This window comes from Streptomyces sp. CB02923 (assembly GCF_001905005.1).
Lineage (GTDB): Bacteria > Actinomycetota > Actinomycetes > Streptomycetales > Streptomycetaceae > Streptomyces.
In genome coordinates this window covers 586,378-604,401 of the sequence record NZ_LWKZ01000012.1, presented here as the reverse complement: position 1 = coordinate 604,401, position 18,024 = coordinate 586,378, and the positions used below count along the sequence as shown (strand labels likewise).

Here is an 18,024-nt window from a genome sequence, read left to right as displayed (position 1 = left end):
GGTGGCGCTGAGATCACGGCTCCGAGATCACGGCTGCCGAGATCACGGCTGCTGAGACCACGGCCCCCGGGACCCGGCCGCCCGCGTCCTCACGGGGTGCAGGCCTCGGCGATCGACAGGCTGTTCTCGTAGAGGTGGTGGCGGGTGATCCGGCCGTCCTCGACGGTGAGGCGCAGCGCGAACGGGCCCTCGAAGGTCTTTCCCGTCGCGCGTACGGTTCCCGAAACGTGTCCCGTGACGACGGCGTCGGTGCCGTCGACGAGGAAGGCGTCGAGGGAGGCCCGCGCGTCCTCGGGCACGGTGTGCTCCGCCAGCTCCCGGGCCTGGGCGGCGCATTCGGCGGCCGTGCGCCGGGGGCGGATCCACGGGACGGCCGGGTTCTCGGCGAGCTGCCAGTCGACCTCGTCGGCGAAGAGTTCGGCGAGCCGCCCGGTGTCCCCGGCCAGCCGGGCGGCGAGGAAGTCCTGCACGACGGCCCGGGTGGCCGCGGCGACAGCGCTCGCGGTGGTGGTCGGACCCGCCGTACCGGCGGTGGGGCTGGCGGACATGACGCTCTCCTCGCGACTGCGGCCGGGACCGGGACCGGTCCGGGCGGTGTTCCCGTTGGTGTGCCCGATCCTGTCGCGGGAGGGGAGAGCGGTCGATTACCCCGGGGGTAATCGGGCGGGGAGCGAGCCGGTCCGGCGCACGCTCAGTGGTGCCGCATCGTCCCGCCGACGTTGTGGATCATCCGCTGGAGGACCTTGAGGGTACGGACGTACTCCTCGTCGCTGATGCCGTCGTGGATCGTCGCGCGCATCTCCTTCTGGAGGGCGGCGCACCGCGCGTGCACATCGGCTCCCTCGGCGGTGATGTGCAGCCGGTCGCCGTCGGGGGAGAGCAGGCCGCGGCGGCCGAGTGCGTCGATGTCCGCGGTGAGGGTGTCGGTGCCGGCGGCCAGGTACCCCTTGAGCAGGCCGGTCACCTCCGCCCGGTCGCGGCCGTCGGCGTGGCCCGCCAGCTGGTTCAGCACCCACCACTGGGGCTGGCTGACACCGTGGCGGGCCAGCCCGGCGCGGATGTGCGTGACGGCTGCCGTGTGCGCGGCCCAGGCCCAGTAGCCGATGGGCTGGCCCGCCAGTTCGGCGTCGTTGTGCGAGTACTCCATGGTGGTGTCCTCCTCTGCCCGCGCTGCGGGCGTCGTGCCTGGTGAGGAAGAACCTAGGAACTCAACCGGACTTGAGGTCAATGGCGGGCGGGCGGTGACACCCGTCACGCCCCGCGCGGCCCCCGTCAGCCCCGGCCGTGTGCCTCGACCTCCTTGAGGTACGTCTCGCGGGTCGCCTCGTCCAGGAAGGAGGCGCGGAAGGAGTTGCGGGCGAGGGTGCGCAGGGTCTCCTCGTCCAGGTGCAGCGCGTCGCGTACGGCGGTGAAGTTGTCGTCGGCGTAACCGCCGAAGTAGGCGGGGTCGTCCGAGTTGACGGTGACCAGCAGGCCCGCGTCCAGCATCGCGGGCAGCGGGTGGTCGGCCAGTTCGTCGATGACGCGCAGGCGGACGTTGGACAGCGGGCAGACGGTGAGCGGCACCTGGTCCGCGACCAGGCGGGCGACCAGCTGCTCGTCCTCCAGGCAGCGCACGCCGTGGTCGACGCGGTCCACGCCGAGGATGTCCAGCGCCTCCCAGACGTACGAGGGCGGGCCCTCCTCGCCCGCGTGGGCCACGCACTTGAGCCCGGCCTCCCGCGCCAGCGCGTAAACCTCCTCGAACTTCGACGGCGGGTGCCCGACCTCCGCCGAGTCCAGGCCGACGGCGGTGATCCGGTCCAGGTAGGGGCGGGCCGCCTCGAAGGTGGCGAGCGCGGACTCGGCGCTCTCGTCACGCAGGAAGCACATGATCAGGCGGGTGGTGATGCCGTACCGCTCCTCGGCGGTGTCCAGGGCCCGCGTCAGGCCCTCGACGACCGTGCCGACGGGGACGCCGCGCGAGGTGTGCGCCTGCGGGTCGAAGAAGATCTCCGCGTGCCGGACGCCCTGCGCCTGGGCGCGGGCCAGGTAGGCGTGGGTCAGGTCGGCGAAGTCGTCCTCGGTGCGCAGCACCGCCATCAGCGCGTAGTAGAGGTTCAGGAACGACTGGAGGTCGCTGAAGGAGTACGCGCGGCGCAGTTCGTCCTCGGTGGCGTACGGCAGGGTGACGCCGTTGCGCTCGGCGAGGGCGAAGGCCAGCTCGGGTTCCAGGGTGCCCTCGATGTGGAGGTGCAGTTCCGCCTTGGGGAACGGGTCGTTCGCCGGGTTCTGTGCCGGGGCCGGGTCCGGGGAGGTGGGGGGCACGCTGGGATCACACCTGTCTGCTGCTGGGACTGCCGGGGCTGCCGGGTCCTGTGCGGTTCGGGGCAAGTCGTCCAGATTAGCCGGGCGGCGGTGCGGGACGGGCGGACGGGGCGTCCGTCCTGTGCACCCGCGGCCTGCGCAGCCAGTCGCCGCCTGGGACCGGCGTGCCGGTGGCGCGCAGGCGGCGGGCGAGCGGTTCGGCGGCCACGTACACCCATGCCCGTACGCTCCGGCCGTCCGCGCACTCCGCCCGCAGCGCCACCCGCTCGTAGAGGTTGCCGGGGGCGCCGGGCACATGGCCCTCCAGGCGGTCCAGGGCGGCGCGCACGGCGTCGTGGACCGCCTCGCGCGGCTGTATGAGATCGCCGTGCACGACCGCCTCGGCGGGCCCGCGCACGGCGTACGGGTAGCCCGGCCCCTCGTACAGCAGCACGCCTCTGACCAGCGCGGATTCCTCTCCCGCCGTCCGGCCGCGCAGGCACCGGGCGTGGTTGGCCTGCCCGGGGCGCAGCGTTCCGTAGACGAAGAACGGCAGGCGCTCGGGCTCGGTCGGCATCCGGTGGGCTCCTTCGGTACGGGTGCGGTACGGGTGCGGTACGGGCGGGGTCCGTCTCCGCAACCATGGCAGGCCTCGGCGCGTCGCTGCTTGCGGTGGCAACACGAGCAACGGGGGATATCTGGTGGCACAGCAGACACGACAGATATGGCAGACACGGCAGACACAGTGGATACGGCGGGTGGGGAGCCGGATGCGGCTGCCGAAGACGCGGCGCGGGCAGCGGCGGGCCTTCCAGGTCACCGTGCTGGCCGGTGTCCTGGCGCTGCTTCCGGCGACGTGGATGAACGTTGCCGCGGGGTCCCGGATCCGTACGGTCGAGGACGTGCCCGCGGCGCCGGTCGCCGTCGTCTTCGGCGCGGGGCTGTGGGACGGCGAGCCGTCCCCGTACCTGGCGCACCGGCTGGACGCCGCCGCCCGCCTGTACGACCGGGGCACGGTCCGCGCGGTCCTCGTCACCGGCGACAACAGCCGCGAGGAATACGACGAGCCGGACGCCATGCGCACGTACCTGGTCGCGCACGGCGTCCCCGCGAACCGGATCGTCAGCGACTACGCGGGCTTCGACACCTGGGACTCGTGCACCCGTGCCCGCCGGGTCTTCGGCGTGGACCGGGCCGTGCTGGTCAGCCAGGGCTTCCACATCCGGCGGGCGCTGGCGCTGTGCGGTGCGGCCGGTCTCGACGCGTACGGCGTCGGCGTCGACGCCCGGCACGACGCCACCTGGTACTACGGCGGCACCCGCGAGGTGTTCGCGGCGGCGAAGGCGGCGGCCGAGGCCGCCGTTCGGCCCGACCCGCGCTTCCTCGGGCCGCGGGAGGACGGGGTGGCGGCGGCCCTGCGGTAGGTGGGGAGGGGCCCGGAGCGGGTGCGGAGGTGCCCGGAGCGGTTACGGGGCGGCGCCGCCGCCGTTCAGGCCGTCAGGCCGGCAGGTCGTCAGGCCGTCAGGCCGTCAGGCCGGCAGGTCGTCAGCCCGCGACGGCGCGGGCGTACAGGCGGAACACCTCCGAGCCGTAGAACGGGCTGTAGGAGGTCCGGTGGCTGTCGGGGCCGGACGGGCCGCCGCCGTTCAGGCCGCCGATGTTGCCGACCACGTACCCGGTCTTCGTGCGCTCGTCGAAGCGGCTCAGCCACGGGCTGCCCGACGTGCCGCCGTAGAACCCGCCGCACTCCATCCGCAGCTGCCGTTGCCCGGTGAGCCGGGTGGTCCGCATCGCGCACCGTATGGCCTGGTCGGCGGGGTCGTTGCGGACGGTCGGGTAGCCGATGACGGTGACGTCCGTGGTGTAACCGGGCGTGCGCGCCAGGATGTTGCCGCCGGTCACCGACTCCAGGGAGCGGCCCTCGCTGTCCGGCTTGACCGTCGCGAACGCGAAGTCCAGGTCCGATCCCGGGCCGGTGTCGGTCCGCTCGGGGTCGGTGAAGCCGCGGTCGACGGCCCAGACTCCGTACGGCTGGGCGGTGGCGCCGGAACGATACTGCGGGACAAAGGCCGCACGGGCCCCCGGCTTGCAGTGCCCGGCCGTGAGGATCAGATCGCGGTGCGGGCTGCGGACGACGCTGGCGGTGCAGTGGTGCGCCCGCGCGTCCTTGTCGACGGAGAAGAGCACCCCGACGGAGGGCACGCCGTCGAAGTGCCGCGCGAAACCGGGGGCGGCCGCCGTGGAGCGCGCGGCCGGCGCGGCGGCGCTCTTGCCGGTGCCCGCGCCCGCGGGGACGGCCGCCGCCATCCGCCCGGCCGTCCAGTACCGGGCCGCGGTGTCGCTCGTCCAGCCGCCCGCGCCGTCGTCGCCGTCAGCGCCGTCGGTGGCCGCGCCGCTCGCGGGCACCACGAGGAGGCACAGCGCGAGCCCGGCACCGGCGGCGCCCCACCGGCCGCGGACCGGCCATCTGCCCCGGCGCCTGCGGCCGTGCCGGGGGTTGGGCGCGGGCGCGTCCGTCCGGCCGCCGCCCGCCGCGCCACCCGTACCCTCGCCGGACCCCTGTCGTGCCTCGGATCGCCGTGCTTCGGACCGCCCTGCCTCGGCCCGCCCTGCTTCGGACCGCTGCGCCTCGGACCGCTGCACCTCGGACCGCCGTGCTTCGGACCGCCGCACCTCTGACCTCCGCACCTCGGATCGCCGTCTCACGTCAGCTCGTCTCCTCCGCGACCCAGGCGATATAACCGGCCCCGCCCCGGGTGACGGGCGTCGCGATGATCTCCGGTGTGTCGTAGTCGTGCGCCCCGAGGAGATACGCCTCCAGCGCCTCGTAGCGCACGGCCGTCGTCTTGAACAGCACCTGCCACTCCTGTGCCGTCTCGATCGCCTGCTCCCACCGGTACACGGACGTGACGGGCGCGCTGATCTGCGCACAGGCCGCCACCCGCGCCTCGACCGCGCCGCGCGCCAGCGCCTCCGCCTTATCGGCGCTGTCGGTCGTCGTCATGACGGTCAGAAAGGCCGCCGCGCCGTCGTCCGTTCTTCCGGCAGTTCTGCCCTGCCGCCCTTGCTCCGCCGGTTCGCCTGGCACGGGAACGCCCCCTTCGGGCCCTGGTCGGTGATCGGTTCCCTCCGCATCGTACGGACCGTCGTGATCACCGGCCGGGACCACCGGCCATTCGGCAGCCGACCGGCCACCCGTGCGGATGGACCGCGCCCGGCACAGGTGCGGTTACCGGAGCCGATACGGGTACCAGTACCGCCACCGGTGCCGGTCCCGGCGCCGCGGACCCCGATCGAAAGGCCGCGTCATGGACGACCTCAGCTCGCTCGCCCGCCGCCAGCTCGACGACGCCAGGGCCTCCGCTCACGGGCGCAGCGCCCACCTCTTCCTCCAGGACGGCCCGCTCCGGCAGACCGTGATCGCGCTGATCGAGGGCGCGGCGCTGGACGAGCACACCACTCCCCCGGCCGCCAGCCTCCAGGTGCTGCACGGCCGGGTCCGGCTGACCGGGACGAGCGACGACCGCGACCTGATCGCCGGGCAGGTCGTGCCCGTCCCGCACGAGCGGCACGGCCTGAAGGCGCTGCAGGACTCCGCCGTCATGCTGACCGCGGTCACCGCGACCAAGTCCATGAACTGAACGGCCGGGCCGCCCTCCCCGGGCGGCCCCGGGTCAGGCCAGCCACTGGTCGAAGGCCAGCTTGCACAGCAGCGTCACGACGACCACGACCAGCACCCCGCGCACGAACCCGGCGCCGCGCTTGAGCGCCATGCGCGCGCCGACCGTGCCGCCGACGAAGTTGAACGCCGCGAGCAGCGCGCCCAGTTGCCACAGGACCGTGCCCTGGTAGGCGAACATGGCGAGTGCGCCGATGTTGGTGCACACGTTGACGACCTTGGCGGTGGCCGAGGACGTCACCAGGTCCATGTGGAGGATCGCGGCCAGCGCGACGACGAGGAAGGCGCCGGTTCCGGGGCCGATCAGCCCGTCGTAGAAGCCGATGCCCAGGCCCGCCACCAGGACCGCGGCCAGGACGCGCCGCCGGGTGACGGGCCCGGAGGGCGGCGGGGCGGTGCCGAAGGCCGGGCGGAGGAGGACGAATGCCAGGACGGCCACCAGGACGGTCATGATGAGCGGGCGCAGCACCTCGCTGTTGATGCCCGCCGCGAAGAACGCCCCGCCCAGCGAGCCGCCGAGCGCGGCCAGGCCGATGCGCAAGGCGGTCCGCAGGTCGATGGGCGCCTTGCGTACGTAGGTGTAGGCCGCGGCGGCGGTGCCGACGACGGCCGTGGACTTGTTGGTTCCCAGGACGTACGCGGCGGGCGTGTGCGGGAGGCCGACGAGCAGCGCCGGCAGGAGCAGCAGGCCGCCGCCGCCCACGACGGCGTCGATCCAGCCCGCCGCCAGGGCGGCCAGGCACAGCAGAAGGGTCGTCGTCAGGGATATGTCAGCGGGCACCGGGCGATCTTAAGGAGCCGGGTGGGGCTGGAGAGGCTGTCGTGTCGGGAGTCACAGCAGGTTCGGGTGTGGGCGGGTGGCGGGCGGCCCGTGACCGCCACCCGCCACCCGTCCGTATCAAGGGCGCCCCGCCCCGGCACTGGTGGGGCGGGGCGCCGCGTCCGTCACCCGGCGAGGGCCTTGGTACGCCGGTGAGGACGGTCAGGGGCGGACCGTTGCGCGCGGTCCGCGGGGAACCGCTGCGGGCGGTCCGGGATGGCACGCTGCGGGCGGTCCGTGGCCGGCCGTTGCGTGAAGTCCTGGGGGGAACGTTGCGGGCGTTCGGGGTGGCGGTCCGTGGCCGCCGGCGCGGCCGGCCTGGCCGTACGGAAGCGGGGTGTCCGCAGGATGGCGTGGTACACGCGGGACTTCAGGACGTAGAACGCGCGGCGCGGCGTGGCGGAGTTCATGCGAACCCCGGTGTTCCGGCGTCGGCCCCGGGCGCGGCGTCCGGCCGGCCCAGCAGGTCCGCCAGTCCCTCGGCCAGGCCGCCCGCCCAGCAGGCGTGGTCATGTCCGCCGTTGTACTCCGTGTACGTGACGGGATATCCGAGGACGCGCAGCGTGTCGCGCAGTTCCCTGGATTGTTTGCGCGCGTCGCCCTCGTACCGGTCGGCGCGCAGATGCGTCCGCAGCTCGCGGCGGCGCCCGGCGGCGTACTCCTGCGCCAGCCAGGACGGCCGTCCCGTGGCGTCGGCGCCGTCCACCGGCCCCGCGCCCTCCGGCCGCCACCACAGCGACGGGGACTGGGCGAGCACCTTGCCGAACCGGCGCGGTGCCGCGAACCCGGCGTACAGCGCGGTGGTTGCGCCCAGGCCCTCGCCCGCGACGACCGTGCGCGACGGGTCGAACGTCACCGGAAGCCGCGCCGCCGCCCAGGGCAGCAGTTCGGCGGCGAGGAAGTTCGCGTACGCCTGGCGGCCGCCGAACTCGCGGGCGCGGGTGGCGTTGTCCACGGCGTCCGGGGCGAGCACGGCCAGGGGCGGCAGGACGCCGCCCGCGATCAGCCGGTCGAAGAGGTCCTGCACGCCGAGCCGCCCGAACCACAGGTCGCCGTCCAGCAGCACCAGCGTGTCGGCACCGCCGTCCGGAAGCGGCCCCGGAGGTACGTACGTCCAGACGTCGCGGCGGGCGGCGAGGGCGGCACTGGTCACCCGGTGCCGTTCCACGGTGCCCCGGCCGCCGCTGCCGCCCGGACCGGCGACACCGGCGGCAGGCCGCCACGGCTGCCACGGCTGCCACGGCTGCCACGGCGCGTCGGGCAGCTCGAAGACCGAGCCGCCCTCGCCGCGCCAACGGGACGGCATGACGCGGGGGTTGAGCGGGTCGGGTCCGGCGGCGGCGAGCAGCGGCAGCAGCCGGGCCTGGAAGTCGTCCGAGGGGCCGGAGCCCGGCGCGAGGCCGGAGTCCGATGCGGTGCCGGAGCCCGATGCGGGGCCGAAGCCCGGCGCGAGCGCGGGGCCGGACGCCGGTGTGAGCGCGGGCGCGGACTCCGGTGCGGGCGCGGGCGCGCACGCCGGTTCGGGTGTGGCTGCGGACTCCGGTACGGGCGTGGCCGCGGGCGCCGTCGCCGTGCGGTGGCGGCTGCCGCCGGTGCCGGTGTCGGGCGCGATGACGTACGAGCCGCGATGGTCGGAGGGCAGCCGGTAGGTGAGGTGCCAGACGTCGGTGCCGTGGATGCGGCGCATCAGGCTGCCCGCGAGGTGCGTGCGGTCCACGAGGCGGTTGACCAGGAGGAGGACCCGGCGGGTCTGCTCCGTGCCGCGCCACAGGAAGGTGACGGCCCGGTGCTCGGGGTCCCAGGGGATCGGCTCGACGAGCGGCGTCCCCTGCGCTTCGGCCTCGGCCCAGAACTCCCGTACGGCGGCGTCGCGTCCGCCCGCCACGGAGGCGGCCAGCGCGACGATCCGCGGGCTGTCCACGATGTCGGCCGGTGCCGGGCGCGACGTCCGCGGCGGGCCGGCGGGTACGGCTTCCGCCGCCCCCGCTCCCGCCGGTCCGCCGGAGGGTGCGCCCGGCACCGCCCCCCGTACCGTCCCCGTCGCCGTGCCCGTCGCGCTGCCCGGCAGGGTTCCCCCGACCGCGCCCGTCGACGTGCCCACCGATGCCTTCATCGACGCTCCCATCGACAACCCGCTTTCCCGCCCGGCGCTCGGCGCGGGCACAGACGACTTCGGCCGTGGCCGTGCGTACTGCGCGCGACGACCTCGACTTAGGTAAGGCTAACCTAATCGCTCATGGCCCGTCCGACAACACCCCGCGGAACCACAGCCGCCTCCCGGGCCCCACTAACGGGCACCACGAACGGCCACCACGAACCGGCACCCCGACGCCCCGCCTCCCCCCGCCTCTCCCCTCCTCCACGCCCCGCCTCTTAGAGAGTTCTTAACTCCGCTCACTATTCACGTGTCCATGGATTCCAAGATCGCCCCAAGCGGCGGCCACCCCCGCACCCGCACCCGTACCGGTACGCGCGTGCTCGCCGCCTCCCTCGTCCTGACGGCCACGGCCACCGTCGGCGCCTCCGGATGCAGCAGCCAGGCCGTCGCCGGGACCGTCCAAGGGCGGCACGTCGACATCCCCGTCCGAGGCGGTACGGCCACCGTCGACACCGGCACCCTCGCCGTGCACGCCCGCACCGCGCAGGGCCGCAGCATGGTCCTGTCCGCCCCGTCCGGCAGTGACCTCGGCACGCCGGGGCCGGTCGAGCGCACCGACGGCGGCGCCCGCTGGAGCTACCCCGGCAAGGGGCTGACGGTGACCGCCCGCGCCGACCACGGGCGGCTGCGGGTCAGCATGAAGGCGGACCGCGACGGCTCGGTCACCTGGCCGGTCACCGGTACCGACCGGGCCGCCTCCGCCGTCCAGCTGCCGCGCGGCGAGGGCCTGGACATCCCCGTACGCGACACGTTCTGGAACTCCGCGAAGGCCGGGCTCACGGGCGACGCGATCGACGTCGGCGGACAGCTCGAACTGCCGCTGTGGGGCTACTCCCTGGGCAAGGGCCACGGAGTCAGCTACCTCACCCCCACCGACGTCGGCACCTCGCTGAAGTTCCGCTCCGAGGGCGGTCGGCTGCGCACCTCCACCACCCACGACTTCAACGGCGGCGACGGCACCCGCGACTACACCGTCACCTTCGCCCTCACCGACGGCAACCCCGTCGCGCCCGGCGCCGACTACCGCTCCTGGCTCTCCGAACGCGGGCAGCTCGGCAGCCTGCGCGAGAAGATCCGGAAGAATCCGGCGAACGGCAGGCTGCTCGGCGCCTTCCACGCGTACGTGTGGGGCGACGCGCGCAAGGCCGAGGGCGTCGAGGAGCTGCGGAAGCTGGGCGTGGACCGGATGTGGCTCGGTTACGACGCCGGGGCCGACCCGATGGACGCCGCAGCCGTCCAGGCCGCCAAGAAGGCGGGCTACCTCGTGGGCCCGTACGACACGTTCGCCAACGGCCAGGACCCGAAGACCGCCGACTCCCCCACCTCCGTATGGCCCGGCACGGTCTACCCGGACTTCTGCGTACGGGACGCCCGGGGCAAGCCGGAGACCGGCTTCGGCAACCGCGGCTGCTACCTCAGCTCACGCGCCTTCGAACAGGCCGAGCCCAAGCACCACTACCTCGCCGACCGCACCCGCGCCATGACCGCCAACGGCGCCGACAGCTACTTCCTCGACGTCGACGCGACCGGCGAGGAGTTCCGCGACCACAGCGCCGCCCACCCGATGACCAAGGCGGACGACCGCGCGAACCGGCTGGCCCGGATGCGGCGCCTGGCCCAGGACAGGAAGCTCGTCCTGGGCTCGGAGAGCGCCCAGTCCTGGGCCAACAAGGTGCTCGCCTTCAACCACGGCGCGGCCACCCCGGTCGCCGACGGCCTGTGGAAGCTCCAGCGCGACAAGGAGACGTGGGGCGCCTGGTACCCGCAGAACGCCCCCAAGGCCTTCTTCAAGCCGGTCGAGCTGCCGGCCGACCTGGCCAAGGCGATGTACGACCCGGCATACCGGGTGCCGCTGTACGAGACCGCGCTGCACAGCTCGCTCGTCAACGCCGAACGCTGGGAGCTGTCGTACAACAAGCTGCCGCGGCAGAAGACCGACCGCGCGCTGCTCGCGATGCTCTACAACATCCCGCTGAACTACGTGCTCGACGGCCCGTCCATCAAGAAGTCCGGGCCGGAACTGGCCGCGTTGCAGAAGTTCTTCTCGCCGCTGCACAAGGCGGCGGGCACCGAGAAACTGACCTCGTTCCGCCGCCTGACCGACGACAACCTCGTCCAGCGTACGGAGTTCGGCGGCGGCAAGCTCACCGTCACCGCCAACTTCGGCACGACGCCGCACGCCGGGCTCCCCGGCGGCTGTGTGGATGCCGAGCTGAGCGGTGACAAGCAGCCGCGGCGGCTGTGCCCGGCGAAGGTCACGGGCTGACGGAGCGGGTGGCCGGCCGGCGTCCGGTGCCCATCGGACGCCGGCACCCCTCGGCTCCCCGCCCTACGGGCAGTGCACCACCTGCCCCGCGTACGACAGTCCGCCGCCGAAGGCCAGCAGCAGGACGGGCCCGCCGGACGGCAGGTCGCCGCGCTCGGCCATCTTGGACAGGGCGAGCGGCACGGACGCGGCGGACGTGTTGCCGGACTCGGTCACGTCCCGGGCGATCACCACGTGCGCGGGCAGGCCGAGCTGCTGCACCACGGCCTCGATGATGCGCAGATTGGCCTGGTGGGTGACGACACCGGCGAGGTCCGCGAGGGCGACACCGGCCCGCTCGCAGGCCTCCCGGGCCAGCGGCGCCAGCTCGGTGGTGACCCAGCGGAACACCGTCTGCCCCTCCTGCGCGAAGCGCGGGTGCCAGTCGCCCGCCAGGCGCACGGCCTGGGCGCGGGTGGGGTCGGAGCCCCAGACGACGGGCCCGATGGGCCCGGACTCCGCGGGGCTCACCACGGCGGCGCCCGCGCCGTCGCCGAGCAGGACACACGTACTGCGGTCGGTCCAGTCCGTCACGTGCGACATCTTCTCGGCGCCGATGACCAGCGCGTGCCGGGCGGCGCCCGCGCGGACCGCGTGGTCGGCGGTGGCGAGCGCGGTGCAGAAGCCCGCGCAGCCGTTGTTCAGGTCGTACGCGACGGCCGAGGGGATGCCGAGCGCGGCCGCGACCTGGGCGGCGGTGGACGGGCAGCGGTCGATGGCCGTGCAGGTCGCCACGGTGACCAGGCCGATGTCGCCGGGGGCGAGGCCGGAGGCGGCCAGGGCCTTGGCGGCTGCCGCCGTGGCCAGGTCGGCGACGGACTCCTCGTCGGCGATCCGGCGGGTGGCGATGCCGGTGCGGCGCCGGATCCACTCGTCACTGGTGTCGACCATCCCCGCCAGCTCGTCGTTGGTCAGGACGCGGGACGGCTGGTGGTGGCCCAGCGCGGCGATACGGGTTCCCGGCACGGTTGGTCTCCTCGGCTCGCGGACGGAACGGTGCGGCCGACGGCACCGGCGATGCCGGCCATGCCGTCCGCACCGGCCGGAAATATAGCAACCGAACGGTCGGAAGTTAATTGAGGGGCGCGGCGGACCGCGCTGGCTACGATGGCCGGTATGAGCCCACGCAAGTCCGTCGCCGAGTCCCGCAGGACCCGCGAGCGGATCATCGACCGCAGCATCGCCATCGCCTCGGTCGAAGGGCTGGACGGGCTGACCATCGGCCGCCTCGCCACCGACCTGGGCATGAGCAAGGCCGGGGTGCTCGGCCACTTCGGCACGAAGGAGGCGCTCCAGCTCGCCTCCCTGGACGGCGCGTCCGCGATCTTCTCCAGGGCCGTGTGGGAGCCCTCCGTGCACACCGCCCCGGGCCTGGCACGGCTCCGGGCCCTCTGCGAATCCTGGATCACCTACCTGGAGCGCGAACGCGGCGCCTTTCCCGGCGGCTGCTTCTTCACCACCGCGGCCGTCGAGTTCGACGCGCGCGTCGGCCCCATCCGGGACGCCGTGGTACGCCGCTCGACGCTCTGGCGCCGCCGCCTGGCCAACGAGATCCGGTACGCCGCCGACGCGGGTGAACTCCCCCCGGACACCGACCCCGAACAGCTCGTCTTCGAGCTGATCGGCCTGTACACGGGCCTCAATCAGGCCATTCAGCTCTTCGCCGACCCCACGGCCCCAGACCGCACCCGCCGCGCGCTCGCCCGGCTGCTGGCCCCCGCGCCGGGGGACGCCCGATGACGGACGCACCCGCGCCGCACATCGCGGACCTGCTCAGGACCCAGATCGAGGTCAACTGGCCCGCCGACGCCCGGGGTCGCTTACGGGGCCCGCACCACATGGTGATCGCCGTGTCGGCGGACGGCCGTCACCGGATACCCGCGGCAGCAGGCCACCTGCCGGACGCGCTCGCCGCCGATCTGCTGGCGGCCGTGACGCCGTATCCCGCCCCCTTGAGCCCCTTGAGTCCCGCGCGCCCCGGGTCACCGCCCCCTGACCTCCCCCACGTTCAGCGCCTCCTGGAATCGGCCCTCGGCCCCGTACACATCACCTCGGACCCCACCTACCTCATCCGGCCCGACCGCATCCGCTCCGCACCGACCGCGCCCGTCGTCCGGTCCGGCACCACGGACCCCGCCGCTCTCGCGGCCCTGCGCACCGCCAACCCCGGCAACTGGGGTACGGACGAGTGGCACGACCTCCTCGACGGGAAACTCGGCCCCTGGGCCATGGCCCTGGACCCGGAGGCCCCGGCCCCGGAGGCCGGACATCCCGCCCACGTCGTCTCGATCTGCCACACCCCTTGCTGGACCGACCACGGCGCGGAGGCGGGGACCTGGACCCGCCCCGGCCACCGCGGCCAGGGCCACGCCGCGACCGTCACCGCCGCCTGGGCCCGCCTGCCCGCCCTCACCGCCCGCCGCCTCTTCTACAGCACCACCGCCGCCAACCACTCCTCCCAGCACGTCGCCGCCCGCCTGGGGCTGCCGTTGCTGGGGTGGCTGTGGAAGGTGTCACCCCCGCCCGACGCCGCTCCGTAGCCGGGCAAACGGTGGTGCCGTTGCACGGGCCTCAGCCCACAGCGGAGTCCTCACACTCCGCCCTCCCCCGCGCTGAGCGCAGCGTTCCCCACGGGAAACAGCGCAGATGCGGACGGGTAACAGCCGGACCGCACGCTGGCGGACATGACCTCGCAACAGCGTGTGGTGGTGATCGGCGGCGGGATGGCCGCTGCCCGGCTCGCGCAGCGCCTGCGCCCGACCGCCGCTGCCGACGGCACCGGCGGCCCGGCGCTCACCGTCCTCGGTGAGGAGCCGCACGCGCCGTACAACCGTGTCCTGCTGGCCGAGGTGCTGGCGGGCCGCTACACGCACGACGTCATCGCCCTGCCGGCCCCGCACAACGACGTGCGGTGGCTGGGCGGGGTGCGGGCCGTACGGGTCGACCGGGAGCGCCGTACGGTGCTGTGCGACGACGGGCAGGCCGTTCCGTACGACCGGCTCGTTCTCGCGACCGGCTCCAACCCGGTGCTTCCGCCGTTGCGCGGCCTCTTCCCGCCCGGCCAGGACGATCTGCCGCGCGGCGTGCACCCGTTCCGCACGCTGGACGACTGCACGGCGCTCGAAGCCGCCGCCGCGCGCCCCGGCGTGCGCGCCGTAGTGATCGGCGGCGGGCTGCTCGGGGTGTCCGCGGCCCGCGCCCTGGCCGAACGCGGCGTACCGGTCCTGCTGGCCCAGCAGGGCGAGCACCTGATGGAGCGCCAACTGGACGCCGGAGCCGCGGCCCTGCTCCGCGCCCACCTCGAAGCGCTGGGCGTGGAGGTCCATACGGAGTGCCGGGTGCGCGGGCTGCGCGTCGAGGGCGGTGCCGTACGTGCCGTGGAACTCGCGGACGGTTACGTGTCCGACGCCGGTCTGGTCGTCCTCGCCTGCGGGGTACGGCCGCGCGTCGGCCTGGCACGGGCGGCCGGGCTGCCGGTCGGCCGCGGCATCGTCGTGGACGACCACTTGCGGACGGCCGACCCCCGTATCCACGCGATCGGCGACTGCGCGCAGCACGACGGCCTGGTGTACGGCCTGGCCGGGGCCGCCCTCGAACAGGCCGACCTGCTGGCGAGGGTCCTGGGCGCGGACTCCACCCCGAAGGCCCCAGAGGCCCCGAAGGCCCCGGAGGCGGACTCCGTCCGCTACCGCGGCACCCGCGCCCTCACCCGCCTCACGCTCACCGGCCCCGGCCCTGGCCCCGCCCCGAGCCCCCGGCCCGGCTCCTCCCCCCTGGACCTCGCCGCCTTCGGCACCCCTTCCCCCCGCCCCGGCGACGACGTGGTCCACCTCTCCGACGCCACCCGCAGCGCCTACCGCAAGGTCATCGTCCGCGGTGACCGCCTCGTCGGCGGCATCCTCCTCGGCGACCTCGGCGCCGTCGGCACCCTCGCCCGTACCTGGGAGGCCGACGATCCGCTCCCCGCGGCGCCGCTCCTGCATCTGCTCACCACCGGCCACACCGGCGGTCCCGGCACCGCCCCCATCCCCACCCCCGACGGAGGCTCCTGACCATGGCTGCAACCGCCGTTCCCACCCTCGTGCTCATCGGCCACGGCATGGTCGGCCAGCGGTTCCTCGAAGCCCTCGCCGACCGCGGGGTGACCGGGCGTACCCGGGTGGTCGTGCTGTGCGAGGAGCCCCGCCCCGCGTACGACCGGGTCCAGCTCACCTCGTACTTCGCCGGGCGCACGCCGGACGACCTGTCCCTCACCGACCCCGGTTTCCTGGCCCGGCACGGCATCGAACTGCACCTCGGCGACCCGGCCACCGCCATCGACCGCGAGGCGCGCACCGTCACCGCCCGCTCCGGGCTGACCGTCTCCTACGACACGCTCGTGCTGGCCACCGGCTCGTACCCGTTCGTACCGCCGGTGCCCGGCGCGGACAGCACCGGCTGCTTCGTCTACCGGACCGTCGAGGACCTGCTCGCCATCGAGGAGTACGCGAAGAACTGCCGCACCGGCACGGTCGTCGGCGGCGGCCTGCTCGGCCTGGAGGCGGCGGGCGCCCTCAAGGGCCTCGGACTGCGCACGCACATCGTCGAGTTCAACCCGCGCCTGATGGCGCTCCAGGTCGACGAGGGCGGCGGCGGCGCGCTGCGCCGGACCGTCGAGGAGATGGGTCTGAGCGTCCATACGGGCGTCGGCGGCAAGGAGATCGTCGCGGGCGGGGACGGCGCGGTGCGGGCCATGGAGCTGTCGGACGGCTCGCGCGTCGAGACCGATCTGGTGATCTTCTCGGCCGGGGTGCGCCCGCGCGACCGGCTCGCCCGCGACTGCGGGCTGGAGGTCGGTGAGCGCGGCGGCATCGGCGTCGACGAGCGGTGCCGTACCGGCGACCCGGCCGTGTACGCGATCGGCGAGTGCGCGCTGGCGGCCGACGGCAAGGTGTACGGCCTGGTGGCGCCCGGCTACGAGATGGCGGAGACGGCGGCAGCCGCCATCGCGGGCGGCCAAGGCGCCCCCTCCGACGCCGACGAGGCCGGAGCCCGCGCCTTCACCGGTGCCGACACCTCCACCAAGCTCAAGCTCCTCGGCGTGGACGTGGCCTCCTTCGGGGACGCCCACGGCGCCACCCCCGGCTGCCTCGACGTCGTCTACTCCGACTCCCGTTCCGGTGTCTACAAGAAGCTGGTCATCGGCGCGGAGGGCGAACTGCTGGGCGGCGTGCTGGTCGGCGACGCCGAGTCGTACGGGCTGCTGCGCCCGCTCACCGGCTCCGTGCCGCCCGTCGCCCCGGAGCAGCTCGTGCTGCCCGCCGGGACCGGTGCACCGGCCGCTCTCGGCCCCGCCGCCCTCCCCGACGACGCGGTGATCTGCAACTGCCACAACGTCACCAAGGGCACCATCCGCTCCGCGGTCTCCGAGCACTCCTGCACCACCGTGCCCGCGGTGAAGAAGTGCACCAAGGCGGGCACCGGCTGCGGCAGCTGCGTCAAGGCGCTGACCACCCTGGTCAACGACGAGCTGACGGCCGGCGGCGTGGCCGTCGACCCGGGCCTGTGCGGCTGCTTCCCGCACACCCGCGCCGAGCTGTACGAGATCGTCCGCACCCGCCGTCTGACCTCGTACGCCGAGCTGCTGGACGGCCACGGGCGGGAGGCGGCGCGCGGCGGCGACGGCTGCGAGGTCTGCAAGCCGACGGTGGGTTCGATCATCGCCTCCCTCGCGCCCACGGTCGGCGCCGACGGCTACGTCCTGGACGGCGAGCAGTCCGCCCTCCAGGACACCAACGACCACTTCCTCGCCAACCTCCAGCGCAACGGCTCGTACTCGGTCGTCCCGCGCATCCCCGGCGGCGAGATCACTCCGGAGAAACTGATCGTCATCGGCGAGGTCGCCCGCGACTTCGGCCTCTACACGAAGATCACCGGCGGGCAGCGCATCGACCTGTTCGGCGCCCGCGTCGAACAGCTCCCGCGGATCTGGGCCCGGCTGGTGGACGCCGGGTTCGAGTCGGGCCACGCGTACGGCAAGGCGCTGCGCACCGTGAAGTCCTGCGTGGGGCAGACCTGGTGCCGCTACGGCGTGCAGGACTCGGTCCGGATGGCCATCGGCCTGGAGCTGCGCTACCGGGGGCTGCGCTCCCCGCACAAGCTCAAGTCGGCCGTGTCCGGATGCGCGCGCGAGTGCGCCGAGGCGCGCGGCAAGGACTTCGGCGTCATCGCCACCTCCAACGGCTGGAACCTGTACGTCGGCGGCAACGGCGGCGCCGACCCGCGCCACGCCGACCTGCTGGCCCAGGACCTCTCCGACGCCGAACTCGTCCGGCTCATCGACCGCTTCCTGATGTTCTACATCCGCACCGCCGACCGCCTGGAGCGCACCTCCGCCTGGCTGGAGCGCGTCGAGGGCGGCCTCGACCACGTACGCGACGTCGTCGTGCACGACTCGCTGGGGCTGTGCGACGAGCTGGAGGCCCTGATGGCCGCGCATGTGACGGCCTACCGCGACGAGTGGGCCGACACCCTCGCCGACCCCGAACGCCTCGCCCGGTTCGTCTCCTTCGTCAACGCGCCGGACGCCCCCGACCCGGCCGTCCGCTTCGTCCCGGAACGCGACCAGATCAAGCCGGATCTGCACCTGCTGGCCGGGCCGACGCTTCCCGTACGTACCGGCGGTACCGCCACGGCCGACCGTACCGCCCTGCCCGCCGGTACCACCGCGCCCGCTGCCGACACCCGCACCCGCACCCTGGAAGGGACCGCCGTCCGATGACACTCGCCGTGCGCCC

Annotated in this window: 17 protein-coding genes; 7 read left to right on the top strand and 10 right to left on the bottom strand. The window is 74.2% G+C overall.

Annotated elements, in window-relative coordinates:
• Positions 1–89 precede the first annotated feature (89 nt).
• From A6A06_RS14210 to A6A06_RS14195, 4 genes are all read right to left on the bottom strand, one after another.
• On the bottom strand, positions 90–548 hold the full coding sequence (locus A6A06_RS14210) for a nuclear transport factor 2 family protein (protein ID WP_073761561.1): 459 nt from the start codon (positions 546–548) through the stop codon (positions 90–92).
• A gap of 143 nt (positions 549–691) precedes the next feature.
• Positions 692–1,147: a MarR family winged helix-turn-helix transcriptional regulator gene (locus A6A06_RS14205; RefSeq protein ID WP_073761560.1), complete on the bottom strand. Its 456-nt coding sequence runs from the start codon at positions 1,145–1,147 to the stop codon at positions 692–694.
• A gap of 125 nt (positions 1,148–1,272) precedes the next feature.
• Entirely contained in the window at positions 1,273–2,307 is a 1,035-nt protein-coding gene (locus tag A6A06_RS14200; protein WP_073761559.1) for an adenosine deaminase, read from the bottom strand.
• A 76-nt stretch (positions 2,308–2,383) separates the two neighbouring features.
• A complete protein-coding gene (locus A6A06_RS14195; RefSeq protein WP_073761558.1) occupies positions 2,384–2,863 on the bottom strand; it encodes a gamma-glutamylcyclotransferase family protein in 480 nt (159 codons plus the stop codon).
• Positions 2,864–3,056: 193 nt separating this feature from the next.
• On the opposite strand from A6A06_RS14195, the gene A6A06_RS14190 reads away from it, so the two are divergent.
• Positions 3,057–3,710, top strand: coding sequence for a SanA/YdcF family protein (locus A6A06_RS14190; protein WP_073761557.1), 654 nt, complete (start codon positions 3,057–3,059; stop codon positions 3,708–3,710).
• A gap of 121 nt (positions 3,711–3,831) precedes the next feature.
• Here the strand turns inward: A6A06_RS14190 and A6A06_RS14185 are convergent, their stop codons facing one another.
• The gene (locus A6A06_RS14185) at positions 3,832–4,992 is read right to left on the bottom strand and encodes a trypsin-like serine peptidase (protein WP_242440723.1); all 1,161 of its coding nucleotides are present in this window, start codon (positions 4,990–4,992) and stop codon (positions 3,832–3,834) included.
• Between the two features lies 1 nt (position 4,993).
• A complete protein-coding gene (gene cutA, locus A6A06_RS14180) occupies positions 4,994–5,290 on the bottom strand; it encodes a divalent-cation tolerance protein CutA (protein ID WP_073761556.1) in 297 nt (98 codons plus the stop codon).
• A 304-nt stretch (positions 5,291–5,594) separates the two neighbouring features.
• Here cutA and A6A06_RS14175 point away from each other — a divergent pair, with 304 nt between their 5' ends.
• The gene (locus A6A06_RS14175; protein WP_073761555.1) at positions 5,595–5,927 is read left to right on the top strand and encodes a cupin; all 333 of its coding nucleotides are present in this window, start codon (positions 5,595–5,597) and stop codon (positions 5,925–5,927) included.
• 33 nt (positions 5,928–5,960) lie between these two features.
• Here A6A06_RS14175 and A6A06_RS14170 read toward each other — a convergent pair whose 3' ends face one another.
• From A6A06_RS14170 to A6A06_RS40865, 3 genes are all read right to left on the bottom strand, one after another.
• Positions 5,961–6,746, bottom strand: a complete 786-nt coding sequence (locus A6A06_RS14170) for a sulfite exporter TauE/SafE family protein (protein WP_073761554.1) — start codon at positions 6,744–6,746, stop codon at positions 5,961–5,963.
• A 164-nt stretch (positions 6,747–6,910) separates the two neighbouring features.
• Complete coding sequence (locus A6A06_RS14165) at positions 6,911–7,195, bottom strand: hypothetical protein (protein WP_073761553.1); 285 nt, start codon at positions 7,193–7,195, stop codon at positions 6,911–6,913.
• On the bottom strand, positions 7,192–8,898 hold the full coding sequence (locus A6A06_RS40865; protein WP_242440722.1) for an enterochelin esterase domain-containing protein: 1,707 nt from the start codon (positions 8,896–8,898) through the stop codon (positions 7,192–7,194). The genes A6A06_RS14165 and A6A06_RS40865 overlap by 4 nt, the downstream gene beginning before the upstream one ends.
• Positions 8,899–9,196: 298 nt before the next feature.
• On the opposite strand from A6A06_RS40865, the gene A6A06_RS14155 reads away from it, so the two are divergent.
• Complete coding sequence (locus A6A06_RS14155; RefSeq protein WP_079194003.1) at positions 9,197–11,209, top strand: glycoside hydrolase; 2,013 nt, start codon at positions 9,197–9,199, stop codon at positions 11,207–11,209.
• A 63-nt stretch (positions 11,210–11,272) separates the two neighbouring features.
• Here the strand turns inward: A6A06_RS14155 and A6A06_RS14150 are convergent, their stop codons facing one another.
• The gene (locus A6A06_RS14150; RefSeq protein ID WP_073761551.1) at positions 11,273–12,214 is read right to left on the bottom strand and encodes a beta-ketoacyl-ACP synthase III; all 942 of its coding nucleotides are present in this window, start codon (positions 12,212–12,214) and stop codon (positions 11,273–11,275) included.
• A 150-nt stretch (positions 12,215–12,364) separates the two neighbouring features.
• Between A6A06_RS14150 and A6A06_RS14145 the strand changes: the two genes are divergently transcribed.
• The 4 genes from A6A06_RS14145 (at position 12,365) to nirB (ending at position 18,008) form a co-directional block, all read left to right on the top strand.
• Positions 12,365–12,988, top strand: a complete 624-nt coding sequence (locus tag A6A06_RS14145; RefSeq protein ID WP_073762144.1) for a TetR/AcrR family transcriptional regulator — start codon at positions 12,365–12,367, stop codon at positions 12,986–12,988.
• A complete protein-coding gene (locus A6A06_RS14140; protein WP_073761550.1) occupies positions 12,985–13,788 on the top strand; it encodes a GNAT family N-acetyltransferase in 804 nt (267 codons plus the stop codon). The genes A6A06_RS14145 and A6A06_RS14140 overlap by 4 nt, the downstream gene beginning before the upstream one ends.
• A gap of 144 nt (positions 13,789–13,932) precedes the next feature.
• On the top strand, positions 13,933–15,300 hold the full coding sequence (locus A6A06_RS14135) for an NAD(P)/FAD-dependent oxidoreductase (protein ID WP_073761549.1): 1,368 nt from the start codon (positions 13,933–13,935) through the stop codon (positions 15,298–15,300).
• A gap of 2 nt (positions 15,301–15,302) precedes the next feature.
• Positions 15,303–18,008, top strand: coding sequence for a nitrite reductase large subunit NirB (gene nirB, locus A6A06_RS14130; protein ID WP_242440721.1), 2,706 nt, complete (start codon positions 15,303–15,305; stop codon positions 18,006–18,008).
• The last annotated feature ends 16 nt before the right edge of the window (positions 18,009–18,024 follow it).

Bases quoted from the DNA above. Each gene is read 5' to 3' on its own strand.
- A6A06_RS14210 (WP_073761561.1), bottom strand. From the start codon at position 548: ATGTCCGCCAGCCCCACCGCCGGTACGGCGGGTCCGACCACCACCGCG.
- A6A06_RS14205 (WP_073761560.1), bottom strand. From the start codon at position 1,147: ATGGAGTACTCGCACAACGACGCCGAACTGGCGGGCCAGCCCATCGGC.
- A6A06_RS14195 (WP_073761558.1), bottom strand. From the start codon at position 2,863: ATGCCGACCGAGCCCGAGCGCCTGCCGTTCTTCGTCTACGGAACGCTG.
- A6A06_RS14190 (WP_073761557.1), top strand. From the start codon at position 3,057: ATGCGGCTGCCGAAGACGCGGCGCGGGCAGCGGCGGGCCTTCCAGGTC.
- cutA (WP_073761556.1), bottom strand. From the start codon at position 5,290: ATGACGACGACCGACAGCGCCGATAAGGCGGAGGCGCTGGCGCGCGGC.
- A6A06_RS14175 (WP_073761555.1), top strand. From the start codon at position 5,595: ATGGACGACCTCAGCTCGCTCGCCCGCCGCCAGCTCGACGACGCCAGG.
- A6A06_RS14165 (WP_073761553.1), bottom strand. From the start codon at position 7,195: ATGAACTCCGCCACGCCGCGCCGCGCGTTCTACGTCCTGAAGTCCCGC.
- A6A06_RS40865 (WP_242440722.1), bottom strand. From the start codon at position 8,898: ATGAAGGCATCGGTGGGCACGTCGACGGGCGCGGTCGGGGGAACCCTG.
- A6A06_RS14155 (WP_079194003.1), top strand. From the start codon at position 9,197: ATGGATTCCAAGATCGCCCCAAGCGGCGGCCACCCCCGCACCCGCACC.
- A6A06_RS14145 (WP_073762144.1), top strand. From the start codon at position 12,365: ATGAGCCCACGCAAGTCCGTCGCCGAGTCCCGCAGGACCCGCGAGCGG.
- A6A06_RS14140 (WP_073761550.1), top strand. From the start codon at position 12,985: ATGACGGACGCACCCGCGCCGCACATCGCGGACCTGCTCAGGACCCAG.
- A6A06_RS14135 (WP_073761549.1), top strand. From the start codon at position 13,933: ATGACCTCGCAACAGCGTGTGGTGGTGATCGGCGGCGGGATGGCCGCT.
- nirB (WP_242440721.1), top strand. From the start codon at position 15,303: ATGGCTGCAACCGCCGTTCCCACCCTCGTGCTCATCGGCCACGGCATG.